At 68.8% G+C, this 17,977-nt stretch carries 16 protein-coding genes and 1 pseudogene; 6 read left to right on the top strand and 11 right to left on the bottom strand.

Annotated elements, in window-relative coordinates; genetic code table 11:
* Positions 1-10: 10 nt before the first annotated feature.
* Both EOV43_RS03385 and EOV43_RS03380 read right to left on the bottom strand, forming a co-directional pair.
* Positions 11-1,138 carry an ABC transporter substrate-binding protein gene (locus EOV43_RS03385; RefSeq protein WP_128219682.1) on the bottom strand — a complete coding sequence of 376 codons (1,128 nt, stop codon included), beginning with the start codon at positions 1,136-1,138 and terminating at the stop codon, positions 11-13.
* Between the two features lie 211 nt (positions 1,139-1,349).
* Positions 1,350-2,345: an aldo/keto reductase gene (locus tag EOV43_RS03380; protein WP_128219681.1), complete on the bottom strand. Its 996-nt coding sequence runs from the start codon at positions 2,343-2,345 to the stop codon at positions 1,350-1,352.
* 206 nt (positions 2,346-2,551) lie between these two features.
* Here EOV43_RS03380 and EOV43_RS03375 point away from each other — a divergent pair, with 206 nt between their 5' ends.
* The gene (locus EOV43_RS03375; RefSeq protein WP_239022274.1) at positions 2,552-3,418 is read left to right on the top strand and encodes an Ig-like domain repeat protein; all 867 of its coding nucleotides are present in this window, start codon (positions 2,552-2,554) and stop codon (positions 3,416-3,418) included.
* 139 nt (positions 3,419-3,557) lie between these two features.
* Complete coding sequence (locus EOV43_RS03370; RefSeq protein WP_128219679.1) at positions 3,558-5,249, top strand: fumarate hydratase; 1,692 nt, start codon at positions 3,558-3,560, stop codon at positions 5,247-5,249.
* 136 nt (positions 5,250-5,385) lie between these two features.
* On the opposite strand, the gene EOV43_RS03365 is transcribed toward EOV43_RS03370, so the two are convergent.
* The 6 genes from EOV43_RS03365 to EOV43_RS03340 form a co-directional block, all read right to left on the bottom strand.
* Positions 5,386-5,919 carry an NADPH-dependent FMN reductase gene (locus EOV43_RS03365; RefSeq protein ID WP_128219678.1) on the bottom strand — a complete coding sequence of 178 codons (534 nt, stop codon included), beginning with the start codon at positions 5,917-5,919 and terminating at the stop codon, positions 5,386-5,388.
* Positions 5,916-6,779, bottom strand: a complete 864-nt coding sequence (locus EOV43_RS03360; RefSeq protein ID WP_128219677.1) for an alpha/beta fold hydrolase — start codon at positions 6,777-6,779, stop codon at positions 5,916-5,918. The genes EOV43_RS03365 and EOV43_RS03360 overlap by 4 nt, the downstream gene beginning before the upstream one ends.
* The gene (locus EOV43_RS03355) at positions 6,776-7,321 is read right to left on the bottom strand and encodes a DJ-1/PfpI/YhbO family deglycase/protease (RefSeq protein WP_128219676.1); all 546 of its coding nucleotides are present in this window, start codon (positions 7,319-7,321) and stop codon (positions 6,776-6,778) included. Before EOV43_RS03355 ends, EOV43_RS03360 begins: the two co-directional genes overlap by 4 nt.
* A gap of 105 nt (positions 7,322-7,426) precedes the next feature.
* A complete protein-coding gene (locus EOV43_RS03350) occupies positions 7,427-9,454 on the bottom strand; it encodes an Ig-like domain repeat protein (protein ID WP_128219675.1) in 2,028 nt (675 codons plus the stop codon).
* Positions 9,455-9,614: 160 nt separating this feature from the next.
* On the bottom strand, positions 9,615-10,598 hold the full coding sequence (locus tag EOV43_RS03345) for an SdpI family protein (RefSeq protein ID WP_128219674.1): 984 nt from the start codon (positions 10,596-10,598) through the stop codon (positions 9,615-9,617).
* Positions 10,595-10,954, bottom strand: a complete 360-nt coding sequence (locus EOV43_RS03340; RefSeq protein WP_239022207.1) for a GntR family transcriptional regulator — start codon at positions 10,952-10,954, stop codon at positions 10,595-10,597. Before EOV43_RS03340 ends, EOV43_RS03345 begins: the two co-directional genes overlap by 4 nt.
* 88 nt (positions 10,955-11,042) lie before the next feature.
* On the opposite strand from EOV43_RS03340, the gene EOV43_RS03335 reads away from it, so the two are divergent.
* From EOV43_RS03335 to EOV43_RS03325, 3 genes are all read left to right on the top strand, one after another.
* The gene (locus EOV43_RS03335) at positions 11,043-11,348 is read left to right on the top strand and encodes a hypothetical protein (RefSeq protein ID WP_128219672.1); all 306 of its coding nucleotides are present in this window, start codon (positions 11,043-11,045) and stop codon (positions 11,346-11,348) included.
* A 54-nt stretch (positions 11,349-11,402) separates the two neighbouring features.
* A complete protein-coding gene (locus EOV43_RS03330; RefSeq protein ID WP_128219671.1) occupies positions 11,403-12,821 on the top strand; it encodes a class II fumarate hydratase in 1,419 nt (472 codons plus the stop codon).
* Between the two features lie 64 nt (positions 12,822-12,885).
* A complete protein-coding gene (locus EOV43_RS03325) occupies positions 12,886-14,304 on the top strand; it encodes an acyl-CoA synthetase (RefSeq protein WP_128219670.1) in 1,419 nt (472 codons plus the stop codon).
* A gap of 102 nt (positions 14,305-14,406) precedes the next feature.
* On the opposite strand, the gene EOV43_RS03320 is transcribed toward EOV43_RS03325, so the two are convergent.
* Together EOV43_RS03320 and EOV43_RS03315 are read right to left on the bottom strand one after the other, a co-directional pair.
* Positions 14,407-15,135, bottom strand: coding sequence for an aggregation-promoting factor C-terminal-like domain-containing protein (locus EOV43_RS03320; protein ID WP_128219669.1), 729 nt, complete (start codon positions 15,133-15,135; stop codon positions 14,407-14,409).
* A gap of 359 nt (positions 15,136-15,494) precedes the next feature.
* Positions 15,495-16,172, bottom strand: coding sequence for an aggregation-promoting factor C-terminal-like domain-containing protein (locus EOV43_RS03315; RefSeq protein ID WP_206611383.1), 678 nt, complete (start codon positions 16,170-16,172; stop codon positions 15,495-15,497).
* A gap of 323 nt (positions 16,173-16,495) precedes the next feature.
* On the opposite strand from EOV43_RS03315, the gene EOV43_RS03310 reads away from it, so the two are divergent.
* A complete protein-coding gene (locus tag EOV43_RS03310; RefSeq protein ID WP_128219668.1) occupies positions 16,496-16,918 on the top strand; it encodes a universal stress protein in 423 nt (140 codons plus the stop codon).
* A 104-nt stretch (positions 16,919-17,022) separates the two neighbouring features.
* On the opposite strand, the pseudogene EOV43_RS03305 reads toward EOV43_RS03310, so the two are convergent.
* Positions 17,023-17,955 (bottom strand): annotated as a pseudogene (locus tag EOV43_RS03305) (PhoH family protein); the annotation flags it as partial.
* Positions 17,956-17,977: the final 22 nt, after the last annotated feature.

Below are 17,977 nucleotides of genomic sequence, written 5' to 3'. Positions count from 1 at the left end.
AGCGGCTCGGTCAGCGGATTGCCTTGGCCCAGTTGGCCGCGAGGTACTCACCGAGCTTGGCGGTCTGCTCGTCGGTCACGACGACGGGCTCACCGGAGACCTGGGGCAGGGCGGCCCAGTCCTCGGCGTCGATGGTGCCGCTCTCGACCATCGCGTCGGCACGGACGGGGCGGGCGCCACCTTCGAGGTAGAGGTTCTGTCCCTCGTCGCTGTAGAGGAACTCCTGCCAGAGGCGGGCTGCGGCCGGGTGCGGGGCGTCGGCGTTGATGGCCTGGAAGTAGTAGCCGGCCACGGCTGCCTCGGGCACGACGACGGTCTTCCAGGTGTCGACCTCGTCGGCGATCGCGGCGTTGTTGTAGTCCCAGTCGATGACGACGGGGGTCTGGCCGGACTCGATCGTCGCGGGGGTCGGGTCGAGCGGGAGGAAGTTGCCGGCCTTCTTGAGGTCGGCGAAGAAGTCGACGCCGGGCTTGATGTCGTCGGCGGATCCGCCGTTGGCCAGGGAGGCCATGACGACGCCGGAGAACGCGGCACCGGCCTGGGTCGGGTCGCCGTTGAGGGCGACCTTGCCCTTGAACTCGGGCTTGAGGAGGTCCTTGACGCTGGTGACGTCGGGGACGACGGAGGAGTCGTAGCCGATCGACATGTAGCCGCCGTAGTCGTTGATCCAGAGGCCGTCGGAGGCCTTGAACGCGTCGGGGACGTCGTCCCAGGTCTGCACCTTGTAGGGGGCGAACTTCGCGGTGTTGGCCAGCGCGACGGCCTGGCCGAGGTCGAAGACGTCGGGGGCACGCTTGGTGCCCTTGAGCTGGTCGGCGGCGTTGATCTCCTCCTGACTCGATGCGTCGGGCTGGGCGGAGTTGACCTTGATGCCGTACTTCTCGGAGAACTCCTCGATGATCTCGCCGTAGTTGGCCCAGTCCTCGGGGAGCGCGATGACGTTGAGCTCGCCCTCGGCCTGGGCTGCCTTGACGAGGTCGTCGAAGGTGCCGAAGTCGGCGACCGACGTGGCCTTCGCCGCTGCGACACCACCTGCGCCACCGTCGTCGTCGGCCTTCTCCTTCTCAGGGGCTGCGCAGGCGGTGAGGGCCAGGGACGCGGCTGCTGCTGCCGCGACGAGTGAGTGCCGGATCTTCACGTCATTCCTCCAGGTCTTTCAGAACGGGGCTGCAAGCGGAGTCTCACTGTGGCAGCCGTCACGGCAGTGAACAGCGCATGAAGCGTGGCGGGAAGATCCGTGACCAGATCGCAACCAGACCTGCGCGCTCCGGACGCAACGAGGCCCGGGGCGACCGTCCGGTGCGGATCGATCGTCCCGGGCCTCGGGAGGCGTGGGTACGGGTGCGCGGTCAGCGCGAGGCGTGCACCGTGTTGGGGCCGTGGCCCGAGATCGCGTGCGGCGTGTACGGCGCCTCGAGCTGGGCGATCTCGTCGTCGGTGAGGACCAGGTCGACGGCAGCGATCGCGTCGGTCAGGTGCGCCATCTTCGTGACCCCGACGATCGGGGACGCGACCTGCGGACGCGACATCACCCAGGCCAGCGCGACCTGGGCGGGTGCCACTCCCCTGGCCTCGGCGATCGCGATGACGGTCTCGACGATGGTGCGGTCGCCGTCGACGTAGAGGTTCTTGCCCCAGTTGTCGCCTGCGCTGCGCTTGGTCTCGGTCCCCCACGGACGGGTCAGCTTGCCGCGGGCCAGCGGGCTCCACGGCAGCAGGCCGACGCCTTGGTCGGCGCAGAGCGGGATCATCTCCCGCTCCTCCTCGCGGTAGATGAGGTTGTAGTGGTTCTGCATGGAGACGAACTTGGTCCACCCGTTGCTCTCGGCAACGTGCTGGGCCTTGGCGAACTGCCAGGCGAACATCGACGACGCACCGATGTAGCGGGCCTTGCCGGCCTTGACGACGTCGTGCAGGGCCTCCATCGTCTCCTCGATGGGGGTCGCGTCGTCCCAGCGGTGGATCTGGTAGAGGTCGACGTGGTCGGTGCCCAGTCGGTTCAGGGAGGCGTCGATCTCCCGCATGATGTGGACGCGAGACAGGCCGACGCCGTTCGGGCCGGGGCGGGTGCGCCCGTGCACCTTGGTGGCGATGATGACGTCCTCGCGCGGCGCGATCTCGGAGAGGATCTTGCCGGTGATCTCCTCGCTGGTGCCGCCGGCGTAGACGTTGGCGGTGTCGAAGACGTTGACGCCTGCTTCCCACGCAGCGGTGATGAGTGGGCGGGCCGCGCCCTCGTCGAGGACCCAGTCGTGCCATCCGGCGTCGTTGCGTCCCCAACTCATGCAGCCGAGGGTGATCGCGGAGACCTCGAGGCCGGTGTTGCCGAGGCGGGAGTAACGCATGACGCTCCTGTGATGGGGACGAGGTGGGAGTGCTGACGACGGGCACAGTTCCAGGGCATGTGCATCCCCAAATCTGGCCTCACCTCCAGCCATCGAGAACATATACGTTCATTGTGGCGGCGCAACCGCGACGCCGTGATCACAGACGTGGGGCGTCCCCGTCCGCCCGATCCGGGGCCGAGGACGCCGCCCGAGAGGTGGACGAGATGACAGACGCCCGACGCCCCCGCTCCCCTCGCGCCCCGAGGTCCAGCGCCCTGAGTGCGAGCGCACTGGCCAGCGGTGCACTCCTGCTCGGCGCACTCGCTCCGTGGACGCCGGCCCAGGCCGCTCCTGCTGCAGCTGAACTCTTCTGTCAGGTCCCCGACTTCGACAGCACCATGGACTACCCGACCACCGCCGACATCACCGCGACCCGCGCCAGCAACGGCACGGTGACACTGCGGCTGACCCTGGGCGCCATGCCCGGCATCGTGCCGCTCGCGCTCCCCGCCACTCCTGTCTCTGCCACCGTCTCGGCCACCGTCAACGGCAAAGCCGTGACGTTGAGCGGCAAGCACACCACCGCACCACTCGGCGTCCGGGCACCGATCCCGGCACCGCCCACCACCGGCACCGTCTCCGCGACAGGTTCCTCCGCATCGGTCTCGGTCACGAAGGTCGCGTTCGTCGCGACCGCCCTCGGCATGGACGTCGCGGTCACGTGCGACACTGTCGCGGGTCTGACCCGCACCGTGAACATCACCGATGCGCCGGCACCGCCCGCACCGAAGCCGCCCGCACCAAAGCCGGCTGGGACCACCACCACCGCCAAGGTGACGGTCTCGAAGAAAAAGGTCGCCACGGTGAAGGTGACGGTGAAGTCGGCGAAGGTCGTCCCCACCGGCAAGGCCACGGTGACCGTCCTCAAGGGCAAGAAGCAGGTTGCGAAGAAGACCCTGAGCCTGAAGAAGGGCTCCGCGTCGTTGAAGACGAAGAAGCTCGCCAAGGGCAGCTACAAGGTCAAGGTCGCCTACGCGGCGACGAAGAAGTTCAAGGCGTCCTCGAAGACGGTGACCTTCAAGGTGAAGTGACCGTCCCGCTGACGGCCTCGTGCCGGCGACCGCCTGAGGCCGCCGGCACGAGGCCGATCCATCTCCTCGCCCCAGGTCGTGTGGGTGAGGGTGACCTGCACAGGCACATGGCTGGAAGAGCGGCGTATCCTGATGACTCGTGAGCACTGGTCCTGAATTCCGTTACTCCGACCTTCTCCCCATCGGGAAGGACGACACTCCGTACCGTCTGATCACCACCGAGGGCGTGAGCACCCTCGAGGTCGACGGCAAGACGTTCCTCAAGGTGGAGCCGGAGGCAATCCAGGCGCTCACCCGTGAGGCGATGCACGACATCTCCCACTTCCTGCGTCCTGCGCACCTGAAGCAGCTCCGCAAGATCATCGACGACCCGGAGTCGTCGGGCAACGACCGCTTCGTGGCGCTCGACCTGCTCAAGAACGTCAACATCTCCGCCGGTGGCGTCCTGCCGATGTGCCAGGACACCGGCACCGCGATCGTCATGGGCAAGAAGACCGAGGGCGTCATCACCGGTGTCGACGACGCCGAGGAGATTTCGCGCGGCATCTACGACGCCTACACCCAGCTGAACCTGCGTTATTCGCAGCTAGCTCCTCTGACCACCTACGAGGAGAAGAACACCGGCACCAACCTGCCCGGCCAGATCGAGATCTACTCGACGCCGCAGGACTCCGGCAAGCCCGAGTACAAGTTCCTGTTCATGGCCAAGGGCGGCGGCTCGGCCAACAAGTCGTTCCTCTTCCAGGAGACCAAGGCGATCCTCAACGAGGAGTCGATGCTGAAGTTCCTCGACGAGAAGATCCGCAGCCTCGGCACCGCGGCCTGCCCGCCGTACCACCTCGCTGTGGTCATCGGTGGCACGTCGGCCGAGTTCGCGCTCAAGACCGCCAAGTACGCCTCGGCGCACTACCTTGACAACCTGCCCACCGAGGGTTCGATGTCGGCGCACGGTTTCCGCGACACCAAGCTGGAGGAGCAGGTCTTCGAGCTCACCCAGTCGTTCGGCATCGGCGCCCAGTTCGGTGGCAAGTACTTCTGCCACGACGTCCGCGTCGTCCGTCTGCCGCGCCACGGCGCGTCGTGCCCGGTCGCGATCGCCGTCTCCTGCTCCGCCGACCGTCAGGCGCTGGGCAAGATCACCCCCGAGGGTGTCTTCCTCGAGCAGCTCGAGATGGACCCGGCCCAGTACATGCCCGAGGCCGGCATGCAGGAGGAGATCGACGGCGGCGAGGTCGTGAAGATCGACCTCAACCAGCCGATGGCCGACATCCTCGCCGAGCTCTCCAAGCACCCGGTCAAGACCCGACTGTCGCTGACCGGTCCGCTGGTCGTGGCGCGCGACATCGCGCACGCCAAGATCAAGGAGCGTCTCGACGCCGGCGAGCCGATGCCGGAGTACCTCAAGAACCACCCGGTCTACTACGCCGGCCCGGCCAAGACCCCCGAGGGCATGGCGTCCGGTTCGTTCGGCCCGACGACGGCTGGCCGTATGGACTCCTACGTCGAGCAGTTCCAGGCTGCCGGCGGCTCGATGGTCATGCTCGCCAAGGGCAACCGTTCCAAGCAGGTCACCGACGCCTGTGGCACCCACGGTGGTTTCTACCTGGGCTCCATCGGTGGCCCGGCCGCTCGTCTGGCCCTCGACTGCATCAAGTCGCAGGAAGTCATCGAGTACCCCGAACTCGGCATGGAAGCCGTCTGGAAGATCGAGGTCGAGGACTTCCCGGCCTTCATCGTCGTCGACGACAAGGGCAACGACTTCTTCACCGACCCGTCCGGCGCGATCAACGTGCCGATCACCGGTCTGCGCATCCGCTCCGCGGAGAAGTGAGGCGCTGACGCTCTGACGCCGAACCCCACCGGTTTGGGTCGCGAATCTGCTGATTCGACGACTCAAACCGGTGGGGTTCGCTCGTTCGGGTGGAGGTTCACTGTCACCAGGTGACAGTGAACCTCCACCACAACACCTACGAACGCAGACGCTCGGTGAGCGACTCCAACGCGTCGAGAACCTTCCCGAGCTCCTTCGCCCGGAATGCCTGTGGCGCGAACCCGTTTTCGTCGAAGTCGGTCCGCAGTCCAGCGTGCACGGCCGCGCTGACGGTGTGCAGGCTCAACGTCGCGGCGATCGTCCGCCAGTGCTCCACCGACCTCGCACCGCCCACTCCCCCGTAGGAGACGAAGGCGAGACCCTTGTCGCCCCACTCGCTGAACAGCAGGTCAACGGCGTTCTTGAGCGGCGCGGGCACCGAACGGTTGTACTCCGGCGTCACGAAGACGTAGCCGTCGAAGGAGTCGATGAGGTCGCTCCACGCCTGGGTGCTGGGCTCGTCGTAGGTCTTGTCGAGCTTCTGCTCGTACCTCATGGTCAACGGATGGTCGACCAGGTCGACGAGGACGTACTCGGGGTCGCGGTCGGCGGCCTGGGCGATCACCCAGTCGCCGACGCCGCGTCCCCGTCGTCCTTCACGGATGCTGCCGACGACGACAGCAATCCTCACGAAGCCGTCCCGGGGTAGTCGGCCAGGAAGCCCAGCAGCGTCCGGTTGAACTCCTCCGCGTGCGAGGCGTTGATGCCGTGCGGTCCACCGGCGATGACGTGCAGCTGGCTGTTGAGCAGCGACGCGTGGCTGCGCGCACCCGAACCCTCCAGCGGGACGATCCCGTCGGCGTCGCCGTGGATCACCAGCACCGGGATGGGCAGCCCCGCCACGACCGCGAGGTCCTGACGGAAGTCGGTGCGGGCAAAGGAGTCGATGCAGGCCAACGCTGCCGGGTGGTGGGACTGCTTGGCCAGCCCCAGCGCGGCAGCGGTCTCCTGCTCGCCGACCGCGAGCTCACCGTTCGCGGAGAAGAAGTCCTTCACGAAGCCCTCGAAGAACGTGTCGCGTCCCGAGTCGAGCCCAGCCTTCATCTCCTCGGCGCCCTCGCTGGGCAGCGGGCCGTCGGGGTTGTCGTCGGTCTTCAACAGGTACGGCGGCACTGCGGCCGCGAGAACGACGGCGCTGACGCGACCCTGCGGGTTCTGCGCCGGGTAGCGGATCGCTTCGCCACCACCCATCGAGAACCCCACCACGACGGCGTCGGTGACGTCGAGGGCGTCGAGGACCTTCCCGAGGTCGGCGGTCAGGGCGTCGTAGTCGTAGCGGTTGTCCGCGGGGTGCCCCGAGCGCCCGAACCCGCGACGGTCGTAGGCCACCACCCGGTGTCCGGCCTGCACCAGTGCCGGCACCTGGTGCGCCCACGAGTCGGCCGAGAGCGGCCAGCCATGGACCAGGACGACCGTGCGGCCACCCTCTGCGGCCGGGCCGTGGTCCTCCACGTACAGGTCGAAACCACCTGCGTCGACAGTCGTGCTCATGCGTTGTCCCCCTTCAAGGCTTTGATCAGTTCACGGTTGAAGGCAGGCAGGTCGGACGGGTTCCGGCTCGTCACCAGGTTCACGTCGACCACCACCTCCTCGTCCACCCATTCCCCGCCCGCGTTGCGGATGTCGGTGGCCAACGACGGCCACGACGCCAGGCGACGTCCCCGGACCCGGTCGGCCTCCACGAGCGTCCACGCGGCGTGGCAGATCGCAGCGACCGGACGTCCCGAATCGACGAACGCACCCACGAACGCGACCGCGTCGGCGTCCATGCGCAACGCGTCGGGGTTCGCGACCCCTCCGGGCAGCACCAGACCGACGAACTCGTCGACGCCGACGTCAGCGACCACCGCGTCGACGGGCTGTTTGCCGACGGCAGTGAGGTGGTCGAAGAGCTCGACCTCGCCGGCCTCGGGCGACACCAGCACTGGCGTGAACCCGGCGTCGCGCACCGTCTTCCACGGCGCGGTCAGCTCGATCCTCTCGATTCCTTCGCTGGCGGTCAGGAACGCGACGCGTCCTCGGGAATCCGACATCGTGCCTCCGAGCAGGTGGGGCGGATGGGTGTACCTCGTCCACCCTCCCTTGGCTCGGCGCCCGACCACAACCCCCTCTCGTCCCCCGAAATCACTGGGAGGACGTCAGCGGGTCACGGCCTCCGGGTCCGAGGCAAGGTGACGGGCCAGGGCGTCATCCTGCTGCTTGACGACGAAGTCACGTTCGCCCGTGACACCTGCCAGGGCAAGGTTCAGGTGGAGCAGAGCACGCTCCTGGCCACTGAGGTCCACGCCCGAGAGGGTCTTGCGCTGGGTGACTCCGATCAGGAAGACGTCATCCTGGCGCTGGAGGTCGTCGATCGAGTCCAGCAGCCACTCACGCTTCTTCGACGGACCACGGAACACGACGCGGCGATCGGTGACAGTCACCGTTCCGCTGTCGGCTCCCACCAACGTCGGGACGTTCTGGCGAGTCCGAGCCTCGACCAGCACGCCGGGGCTCGTGCCGTACACGCGCTCTCCCGACTTCAGCTTGATGCCGTCAGGGACCTCCGCGGCGGTGACGCCGTCCCATTCACGAGCCTCGCGGCACAGTTCACGCAGGAAATCGCCGCGCTGCTCCCACGCCCGATGTGCCTCAGCACGTGCGGCGGCTTCACGCTGACGCTTCTCTTCGGCCAACCGCGCCCGCTCGATCTCCGCCAGACGACGAGCCTCGGCATCACGCTCGGCCTTGGCCTTGCGCTCGACGGCCTCACGTTCCGCGCGAGCACGGGCCTCCTCCTCCTTGCGTTCCTTGCGGTTGATCCGCCACCCGGCCACGAGCAGGCCCAGGAACAGCAGGGCCAGGACCGCGAGGATCCGCTTGCTCCATCCCCACCACCCCCACGGGTCGGAGTCGACGTGGAACTCCTGCGTCTCCTTGGTCTCGTTGCCTGCTGCGTCGCGCACGGTGGTCTCCACCTTGTAGTCACCTTCCTCGAGGTCGACGTCCACGAGGGCGCCGTCCTCACCGGTCGTCTCCTCTCCGGAGCCGACCTCCTTGCCGTTCTGGTCGACTGCGCGCCAGACCAGCGCAGCCCCTGCTTCGGTGCCGACCGCGAGGACGAGGCGACCGCGGGTCCGCCGTTCGGTGCGGCGGACCAGCTTCACCACGGGGCGCACGGTGTCAACGACGACGCGTTCCAGGAGTGTGCGTCCGGTGCGGCCGAACTGGTCGGTGAGAGTCACGGCGACGTTGTCGTAGGTGCCGTCGGGCAGGTCGAGGTCGATCTCGGCCGTGCCATCGGTGAGGACGAAGGTCCGCTCGTCACCGAGCCCGTTGACCACAGCGGTGGCATCACGGGTGCCCCGAACTGTCAGCTTCTGTGCCTCGGAGGTCGCGCCGCCCACACTCGCCTCGAGGTTGAGCGAGTCGATGTCAACGGTGATGGAACGGCGCACCTTGGCTGCGTTACCAGCAGCGTCCGCGAGCTTCACCGTCACCACGTGAAGCCCATTGGCAACCGGGAAGGGCACCTCCGTCTGGGCAGCGCCGGCGTCTCCGGCTGCCACCTGCTTACCGTCGACGAAGAGCTTGTAGGTGGCCGGTTCGCCGGCGTTGAAGGAGGCGAGAGACCACGCCTGCGCGCTGCTGCCCGAGGTGAGCACGAGCCCGTCCAGGGACGGCGCCTTCGCATCAGCCACAACGGTGAAGCGCTGGACCGAACTACGGTTGCCGGCCGCATCGGTTGCCGTCACGGCAAAGGTGCGCTTGCCGTCAGGAGCCTTGAACCTGAGCTCCTGGGCGCCGCCGGTGGCAGTCACGGTGGCGTACTTGGTCCCCTTGGACTTCACGACGATCTTCGAGCCACGCTCGGCGTCGACGCGCAGCGAGACGCTGCCGCCCTTGGCTGCAGTGATCCTCGAGACCGCGGGCCTGTCGGGTGCTTCGTGGTCCGGGGGCGGTGCCGCGCTCGCGAACGTGCGGGGGGTGCCCACGGACGGAAGGCTGGTGTAACCGCACTCGCTGAAGTTTCCGGTGTCGCCGCAGATGTAGGAGCCGGTGTCGGACGGGCACGAATGCGCAGCGTGACAGCCGTCGCGGTGCGCCGACGCCACGGGCATCGGCACGAAGAGCATCGAGGCGAGGAGCGACAACGTCGCACCCCAGGGAAGAAGACGGGAGGTCACATCGGGCTCTCGGGGCTGTAGGCGCGGCGTGACACCGCCGCCGCGTGGGTCCTCGCTGGCGGAGGTGGGTGTCCATGCCGTTTCTACCCTCCTTCAACTCCGGCCGCTCTCGAAACAGCGGTCTGGACCTGTGGCTTCGAGCACACTGCCCCGGAGAACGTCAGCGGGCAGCACGCTCCAGCAGTGCGGTGAGGACCTCGGCAGCCTGATCCGCGCCGTCGACGGTGATCAGCAACGGCTTCTTCCCGCGGCGCTCCAGCACGATCGCCTCACCAGCGCGGACCATGTGCGCGGTGCCGCGAGTGGACATCCGGTAGCCCCAGCCGCCCCACTGCAGCGGCTGGGCGTCCTCGATGCTCACCAACTCGACGTCGGAGAGAGCAGTTCGGGTACCGGGCCAGCCGAACGGCCCCCACACGGCGCGGACGCCGGCGTCATCGATCCGGACGGTGATCGAGTGCATCCACCCCATCAGCAGGCCAACGGCGACGAGCACCAGACCGACCCAGCCCACCACGACGAGCAGCACCGCACCGGCCAGGGCAAGGAGTCCGCCCATCCAGACGAACGAGAACGAGCGTGCGCCACCGACCCAGACGACCTTCTCGTCGTCCCCGAGGCGGAGGCCGCTGGACGCCGCGACGGCCTCCGGCGGCCGCTGGACCGTCGGCGGAAGCAGCTTCGTCAGCACCAGGCCCACGACCATCGAGACCCCCAGCGCTACCAGGATCCACACCCACGGCAGGGCGACGTCCTCGGCCCGGGCCGCGTCGAGCGAGGCCACGAGGGTGCCGACGTAGAGGATCGAGAGGAACCACGTCAGCCAGCCGGTCAGCGGTGCCGAGAACCCGGCGACGTCCCGCGCCCGGCGTGCCAACACCACCCCGAGCACCGCGAGCACGGCCGCAGCCCCCAGGACCAGCGCAGTGAAGACCACGAACCCGGACGTGCCGTCGACGTCGCCGGAGGTGTTCCAGTGCCGCGGCAACGGGTCGGGGAGGCGGTCACGCCACACGAGCGCCAGCACCAGCGCACCGGCCGGGGCGACGATGAGGAGCAGGGACGCAACGAGGCCCTGGCGGACGGAGCGGGACGACGCCGCGGGGCCGGACGCAGCAGGGGCGGACGGAGCAGGGGTGGTCATGACTGCACCTTTCGGATGATGTCGACGAGTTCGTCGCGGGAGACGCCGAGACGGTCGGCCTCCGTGACCAGCGCACGTGCCTGTTCGGTGAGAGAAGCAGCCCCTCGTACAAGGGTGGCGACGCCGTCGCGGACGTGGGCACCACGGCCCCGTCGCAGGTCGACCAGACCCTCGTCACGCAACTGCGCGTAGGCGCGCAGGACGGTGTGCATGTTGACGCCCAGGCCGGCCGCGACCTCACGGGCGGGCGGCAATTTCTCCCCCGGCCCGAGGCGGCCGTCGGCCACTGCGGCGCGGACCTGCGCAGCGATCTGGTCGGCGAGGCCCACAGAGCTGGTGGGGTCAATGCGGAACAATATAGTTCACATCTTACTAGAACAATGCGTTTGCAGCGAGTGCCAGGAAACGCCACCACCGGGCACCGCCGCGCCCTAGCCTCGACGCATGAGCCCCCTCTCCCCCGAGACCGCCCGCCTGCTCGTCGTCGCCGAGGACCCCACCGCTCTCGCGCTTCCCGACGACGCCGCACGCCTCACCGTCGTCGCACAGAACGCGGACCAGGTCTCCGACTCCCTCGACGACCTGCTCGCACCCCTGACGTCGCTGGAGGTCGTGCTGCTCGTCGGCCCCCTGGCCAGCGAGACCTGGCGTCGTCACGGCGCCTTCCAGCTCCACCTCACGCTGATCGACGCCCCCACCGCCGAGCACGTTCCCGGCGCACTGGCCGGCGCTCTCGCCATGCTCGGCTGACGACCCCACGCCTCGTCCCTCGAACCTGTCAGGGGCCCGCGCTAGGTTCGAAGCATGACCGAGCAGACCTCCCAGACCAGCCCCACGCCCGTCGGTGACTTCCGGATCGAGCACGACTCCATGGGCGAGGTGAAGGTCCCCGCCTACGCCCTGTGGCGTGCACAGACCCAGCGAGCGATCGAAAACTTCCCGATCTCCGGGACGACGCTCGAACCCCGCCACGTCCGAGCGCTCGGGCTCGTCAAGCAGGCCGCTGCTCGCGTCAACGGTGAGCTCGGCGTCGTCGACCCTGCCCGCGCGCGAGCGATCGACGCCGCTGCCGCAGAGATCGCGGGCGGCGAGCACGGAGAGCACTTCCCGCTCGACGTCTTCCAGACCGGCTCGGGCACCTCGTCCAACATGAACTCCAACGAGGTGATCGCCTCCTTGGCTGCCCGCGCCGGCGTCGAGGTCCACCCCAACGACCACGTCAACGCCTCACAGTCCTCCAACGACACCTTCCCGACGTCGATCCACGTCGCCGCGACGCTCGCCGTCGTCGAGGACCTGCTGCCCTCCCTGGACGTCCTGGCCACTTCCCTGGAGCGCAAGGCCGAGGAGTTCGCACCGCTGGTGAAGTCGGGCCGCACCCACCTCATGGACGCCACCCCGGTGACGCTCGGACAGGAGTTCGGTGGCTACGCGGCGACCGTGCGCTACGCCGCCGAACGACTGGAGTCGGTGCTCCCACGCGTCCGCGAACTCCCCCTCGGCGGCACCGCCGTGGGCACGGGGATCAACACCCCGCCCGGGTTCGCGGCCCGGGTGATCGAGGTGCTGGGCGAGATCACCGGCCAGCCCTTCACCGAGGCTCGCAACCACTTCGAGGCCCAGGGCACCCGCGACTCTCTTGTCGAACTCTCCGGGGTCCTCAAGACCTACGCCGCCGGCCTGAGCAAGATCTGCAACGACCTGCGGTGGATGTCGTCCGGTCCCACCACCGGCCTGGCCGAGATCCACCTGCCCGACCTCCAGCCGGGCTCGTCGATCATGCCGGGCAAGGTCAATCCGGTCCTGCCCGAGGCGACCCTGATGGTGTGCGCCCAGGTGGTCGGCAACGACGCCACCGTCACGTGGGGTGGCGCCGCCGGATCGTTCGAGCTGAACGTGATGATGCCGGTGATGGCCCGCGGCGTTCTGGAGTCGGTCCGGATCCTGGCCACTTCCTCGCGGCTGCTCGCCGAGCGCTGCGTCGACGGGATCACTGCCAACCCCGAGCGAATGCGTCGTTACGCGGAGTCCTCGCCCTCGGTGGTCACCCCGCTCAACAAGTACATCGGCTACGAGGCCGCCGCGAAGGTCGCCAAGAAGGCTCTCGCCGACGGCACCACCATCCGCGAGACCGTCCTCGCCCAGGGCTTCGTCGAGCGTGGCGAACTCACCCTCGACCAGCTCGACGCCGCCCTCGACGTCGAGTCGATGACGCACCCCTGAGGTCCCACCGGCGCCGCCGCACCTGCAGTGAGGACGTCCCGGGAGCAGGCATATCCTCGAAGCCATGCTCCCGGGACTCCTGACCGCTGACCCCACCCGTTTCGTCGAGGTCGCCGGACGACGCCTCACCCACCCCGAACTCCTCGGTGCCGCCGCGCAGGTGGCTGCCGACCTCGAGGGCAAGAACCGCGTCGCCGTGCTCGCCACCATGACCCTGGAGACCGTCGTCGGTGTCGTCGGTGCACTCCTGGCGGGTGTCTCCGTCGTGCCGGTCCCGCCGGACTCCGGCACCCGCGAGCTCGAGCACTTCCTCACCGACGCCGCCCCCGACGCCTGGCTCGCCTCCGCCGGCGACGACACCCTCCCGCTGATCTCCGTCGACGTCGACGCCCGCGCGCCCTTCGTCGAGAAGCAGGTCGGCCAGGACGACGTCGCGTTCGTCCTCTACACCTCCGGCACCACCGGGCTGCCCAAGGGCGTGCTGATGTCGCGTCGTTCGGTGCAGGCAGGCCTCGACGGTCTCGCCGCGGCATGGGACTGGACCGGGGACGACACCGTCGCGCACGGTCTGCCGCTCTTCCACGTCCACGGCCTGATCCTGGGCTGCCTGGGTCCGCTGCGTCTGGGCGGCAACGTCGTCCACGTCGCCAAGGGCACCCCGGAGGCGTACGCCTCGGCCGCCGACCCCGAGCGCGAGGGCGGCCCCGCGACCATGTACTTCGCCGTCCCCACGATCTGGTCCCGCCTGGTGGAGCGTCCTGAACTGCTCAGCCAGCTCTCGAACGCCCGCCTGTTGGTCTCCGGCTCGGCCGCGCTGCCGGTGCCGGTCTTCGACAAGGTCCGTGAGATCACCGGCCTGGAGCCGGTGGAGCGCTACGGCATGAGCGAAACCCTCATCACCGTCGCCACCCGTGCCGACGGTCACCCGCAGGCCGGCTGGGTGGGCATCCCGATCGAGGGCGTCGAGACCCGTCTCGTCGACGAGAACGACGCCCCGGTCGTGCACGACGGCGAGTCGGTGGGCAACCTGCAGGTGCGCGGCGCGACCACGTTCGACGGCTACCTGAACCGTCCCGACGCCACCGCCGAGGCGACCACGCCCGACGGCTGGTTCCGTACCGGCGACGTCGCCGTCATCGCTCCCGACGGCCGTCACCGGATCGTGGGCCGCGAGTCGGTGGACCTGATCAAGTCGGCCGGTTGGCGGATCGGCGCCGGCGAGATCGAGTCGACGCTGCTGGGCCACCCCGCCGTCGCGGAGTGCGCAGTGGTCGGTGAACCCGACGCCGACCTGGGCCAGCGAATCGTCGCCCACGTCGTGCTGCGCGAGGGCTTCACCGGCTCCGACGACCTCGCGACCGAACTCGTCGCACTGGTGGGCAGCGAACTGTCGGCGCACAAGCGTCCCCGTGAGGTCCGCTGGGCCACCGGACTGCCCCGCAACGAGATGGGCAAGGTCCAGAAGAAGCGCCTGCTTCCCTGACCCCTCCCCGCTGCCCCCCCCGAAAACGACGCGGACGTCATCACTTCCGGGCGCTATGGCGACCAGATGTGATGACGTCCGCGAGGGGAAACGCTGGGTGGTTCAGTACCAGCCGCGACGCTGGGAGTGGTTCCAGGCGTTGCAGGGCTTGCCGTAGCGACCCTTGATGTAGCTCAGGCCCCACTTGATCTGGGTGACGGGGTTGGTGCGCCAGTCACGACCGTGGCTGCGCATCTTCGAGCCGGGCAGTGCCTGCGGGATCCCGTAGGCGGACGACGACGGGTTCGCCGCGTTCCAGCGCCAGTTCGACTCCCTGTTCCAGAGCTTGATGACGCAGTTCTGCTGGGCGGTGGAGTAGCCACGCATCCGCATCATCGTGCGGGCGGCCGCACGTGGGTTGCTCTTGGCGAGACGCTTGACCTTGGCCTTGTAGGCACGCACGGCGCGCACCTTGGCAGCCCAGGACTTCTTCTTGGCCTTCTTGGCCTTGGAGGTCGCAGTCTTCACGACCCTCGAACCGGCGGCCGTCTTCGCTGCAGCAGCAACGACGGTGCTGGAGGAGGCGCTGGTGGTGGCGGGAGCGGCCACGACCGTCTTCGCGGCACTGGATGAGATCGCAGTGGAGGAGATCGCCGCACCGGTCGCGACGGGCGCCTGGGCCGCGGTGGCTCCGGGGACTCCGGAGACCAGGAACATCGCTGCGGTGAGGGCCGCGATGCCCGCGAATGCCCGACGACGCTGGGTCCGGGCGGGCTGACGGGTGTCAGCGGGGGTGACGACCTGCTCGGTCGTCAGAGAAGGCTGGTTGAGGTTCGCATTGTCGGGGCGCACGTTTCCCTCGGGGGTAGGCAGTGGGACTGCCCACCTGCGTGACGAACCCGCACTGAAGAGGGTCCGGTCACGTCCACCTACGGCGCAGTGGCGGCCGTTCCTCGGAGCTGGTGTCTCTCAGCCTTCCGAGCGGCTCTGCCAGGCCTGTGGACGACGTCGTCGTGACGTCCGGCGGGCATCTCCACCATGCAAGGAGTTCCAGATGGGATCAAATGCCACGGCCCCGACGGACGCCCTCAAACTGACGCAAACGCGTCACTCAGACCTCAGGGGACTCAAACACCCCACCCGTTCGAGAGCATGCTCACGTACGAATGGGGTGTCGGGGAGGGCCGCTCAGGGCCCTGCGAAGGTCTTTTTCAGTACCAGTTGACGGCCTGGCTGTGGCCCCAGGCCGAGCACGGGCTGCCGTAACGACTCTTGATGTATCCCAGGCCCCAGCTGATCTGGGTGGCCGGGTTGGTCGCCCAGTCGGCGCCGGCGCTGGCCATCTTGGAGCCGGGCAGCGCCTGCGGGATGCCGTAGGCCGAGGACGAGGGGTTGTCGGCGTTCCAGCGCCAACCCGACTCCTTGGTCCAGAGGCTGTCCAGGCAGGAGAACTGCGAGTCGGCGAAGCCGAAGTCGCCCATCAGGGTGCGCGCGATGTCGCGCGGGTCCTGGTCGGAGAGCTTGCGCTCGTGCGCGGTGACGACACCGGCGCCGTCGCCGAGGAGAGCGGCCTTGGTCTGGTCGACGGCGTCGCGGCGGTCCGAGCGCGTGACGCTCTTCTCGGCACGGTCGGCGACCGACTCGGCGGCCAGTGCGGCCACCTGGGCGTTGACTCCCGCGCCGCTGTCCGCGGCCGCCACGGTGGAGGGGGTCGGTTCGCCGCCGAGAACACCACCCGCGACGCTGACGCCGGTGACGGCGACAGCAAGGCCGGTCACTGCCAGGGCAGGACGGCTCGAGACGACGCGCAGGGACGCCAGCGGGTCACGCTTGGCCTTGTGCTTGCCGGGTGCCCGATGCTTGGGCACGTACTTCTCGGTGTTGGTCACGGTTCCCTCGTGGTTGGGGGTGATTCAGACGCGCGGGCATGCGTTCGGCGCACCCGATCAGGGTTCCTACGGTGCCCCGGCCTCGACCACAGTGCATCGCCGACTTCGGTGACGCAAACCGAACAGCAAAATATGAGCCGTTCATGGACAAAAATTGGCCCGCCTGGGCCACATTGGCGTTCAACTGTCACAAACGCCACACCCGTCGCCGTTCCGAAGACTCCACACCCACCACGGCGCTAACGTCTGACCCAGAGCCGCGGTGCGTCTGCGCACCAGGTTCCAGACCCTGCACGCACCCCGACAGCGAGGACGACGCACCCATGAGCAAGACGATCATCGCCGGCGTCGACGGAGGCGCTCCGGCTCACGAAGCCGCCGAGGCCGCTGCTCGCCTCGCCCACGCATTCGGCGGCAAGCTGCACGTCGTCGCGGTCTACGACACCGCCCCCGACCGCAACGCCCGCGAGTCAGGCTTCGACCCGTCGCTGGCCGCCGAGCGGATCGCCGCCGACGCCGCCGCCCGCCTCGCTGCGAGCCACCCCGGCCTGGAGGTCGTCCCCTCGGCCCAGCCCGGCCCCCGTGCCGCCGAGACCTTGGTCAAGCTGGCCGGCAGCCTCGAGGCCGACATGATCGTCGTCGGCAACAAGCGCGCCAAGGGCCTGGGGCGCCTGCTCGGCTCGATCGCCTCAGAGGTCGCCGCCAAGGCCCCGTGCGACGTGTACATCGCGCACACCCACGACTGATTCCGAGCACGAGCCAGCCTCAGAGCCTCGACGCAGCAGGGCGCCCACCGCACGGTGGGCGCCCTGCTGCGTTCACGCGCAGCGGCGACTCAGCCCCGAACGACTCAGACCTGCACGTCCTCCAGCAGGTCGGTGACCAAGGCCGCGATCGGCGACCGCTCCGAGCGGGTGAGAGTGACGTGCCCGAACAACGGGTGCCCCTTGAGCTTCTCGACCACGGCGACCACCCCGTCGTGACGCCCCACCCGCAACCCGCAGGTTGTCGCGCTGCGCGACGTCGTGGGTCAGCACCACCTTCGAGTTCTGGCCGATCCGCGAGAGCACCGCGCCGAGGGTGTCGAAGACGGCCTGCGCCCAGGGCGCCATCTTCTCGCTCTCACTGCCCGGCAGGTAGCCGAGTTCCTGCCCACCGACCGCGAAGAGCGGCCGGAAGACGACGACCTTGCGGTGCTGGCCGCGCTCGAGGACTGCTTCCAGTCCCGCGCACAGCGCCAACGCCGACTTGCCGGTGCCGGCACGCCCGCCGAGGGAGACGATCCCGATCTCGGGTTCACTGAGCAGTTCCAGCGCGATCCGCTGCTTGGCCGAGCGCCCCACCAGACCGAACGCGTCGCGGTCCCCACGCACCAGGTGCACCTGCTTGTCCGGCCCGACACGGCCCAACGCAGTGCTGCGCGCCGAGACCAGCACCAGGCCGGCGTGGCAGGGAAGGTCGCGGGCGGCGTCGAGAGCGAGGGTTCCGTCACGGTAGAGCTCGGCGAGATCCTCGACCTCCATCTCGACCATCCCGGTCCGCCCTGCCTCGGAGGGGTGGATGCTCTCGGCCCGGTACTCCTCGGCCTCCAACCCCACCACCGACGCCTTGAGGCGCAACGGCAGGTCCTTCGAGACGAGGGTGACGTGACGTCCCTCGGCCGCGAGGTTGGCCGCCACCGCGAGGATCTGGTGTCGGCGTCCCCCAGCCGGAACCCGGCCGGCAGGTGCTCGGCGTCGACGTGGTTGAGCTCGACCCGCAGCGTCCCGCCCTCGTCGTTGAGCCCGTGGGTCGGCCAGCAGGAC

It is taken from the genome of Nocardioides yefusunii (assembly GCF_004014875.1).
Lineage (GTDB): Bacteria > Actinomycetota > Actinomycetes > Propionibacteriales > Nocardioidaceae > Nocardioides > Nocardioides yefusunii.
This window is presented reverse-complemented; position numbering and strand designations above follow the sequence as displayed.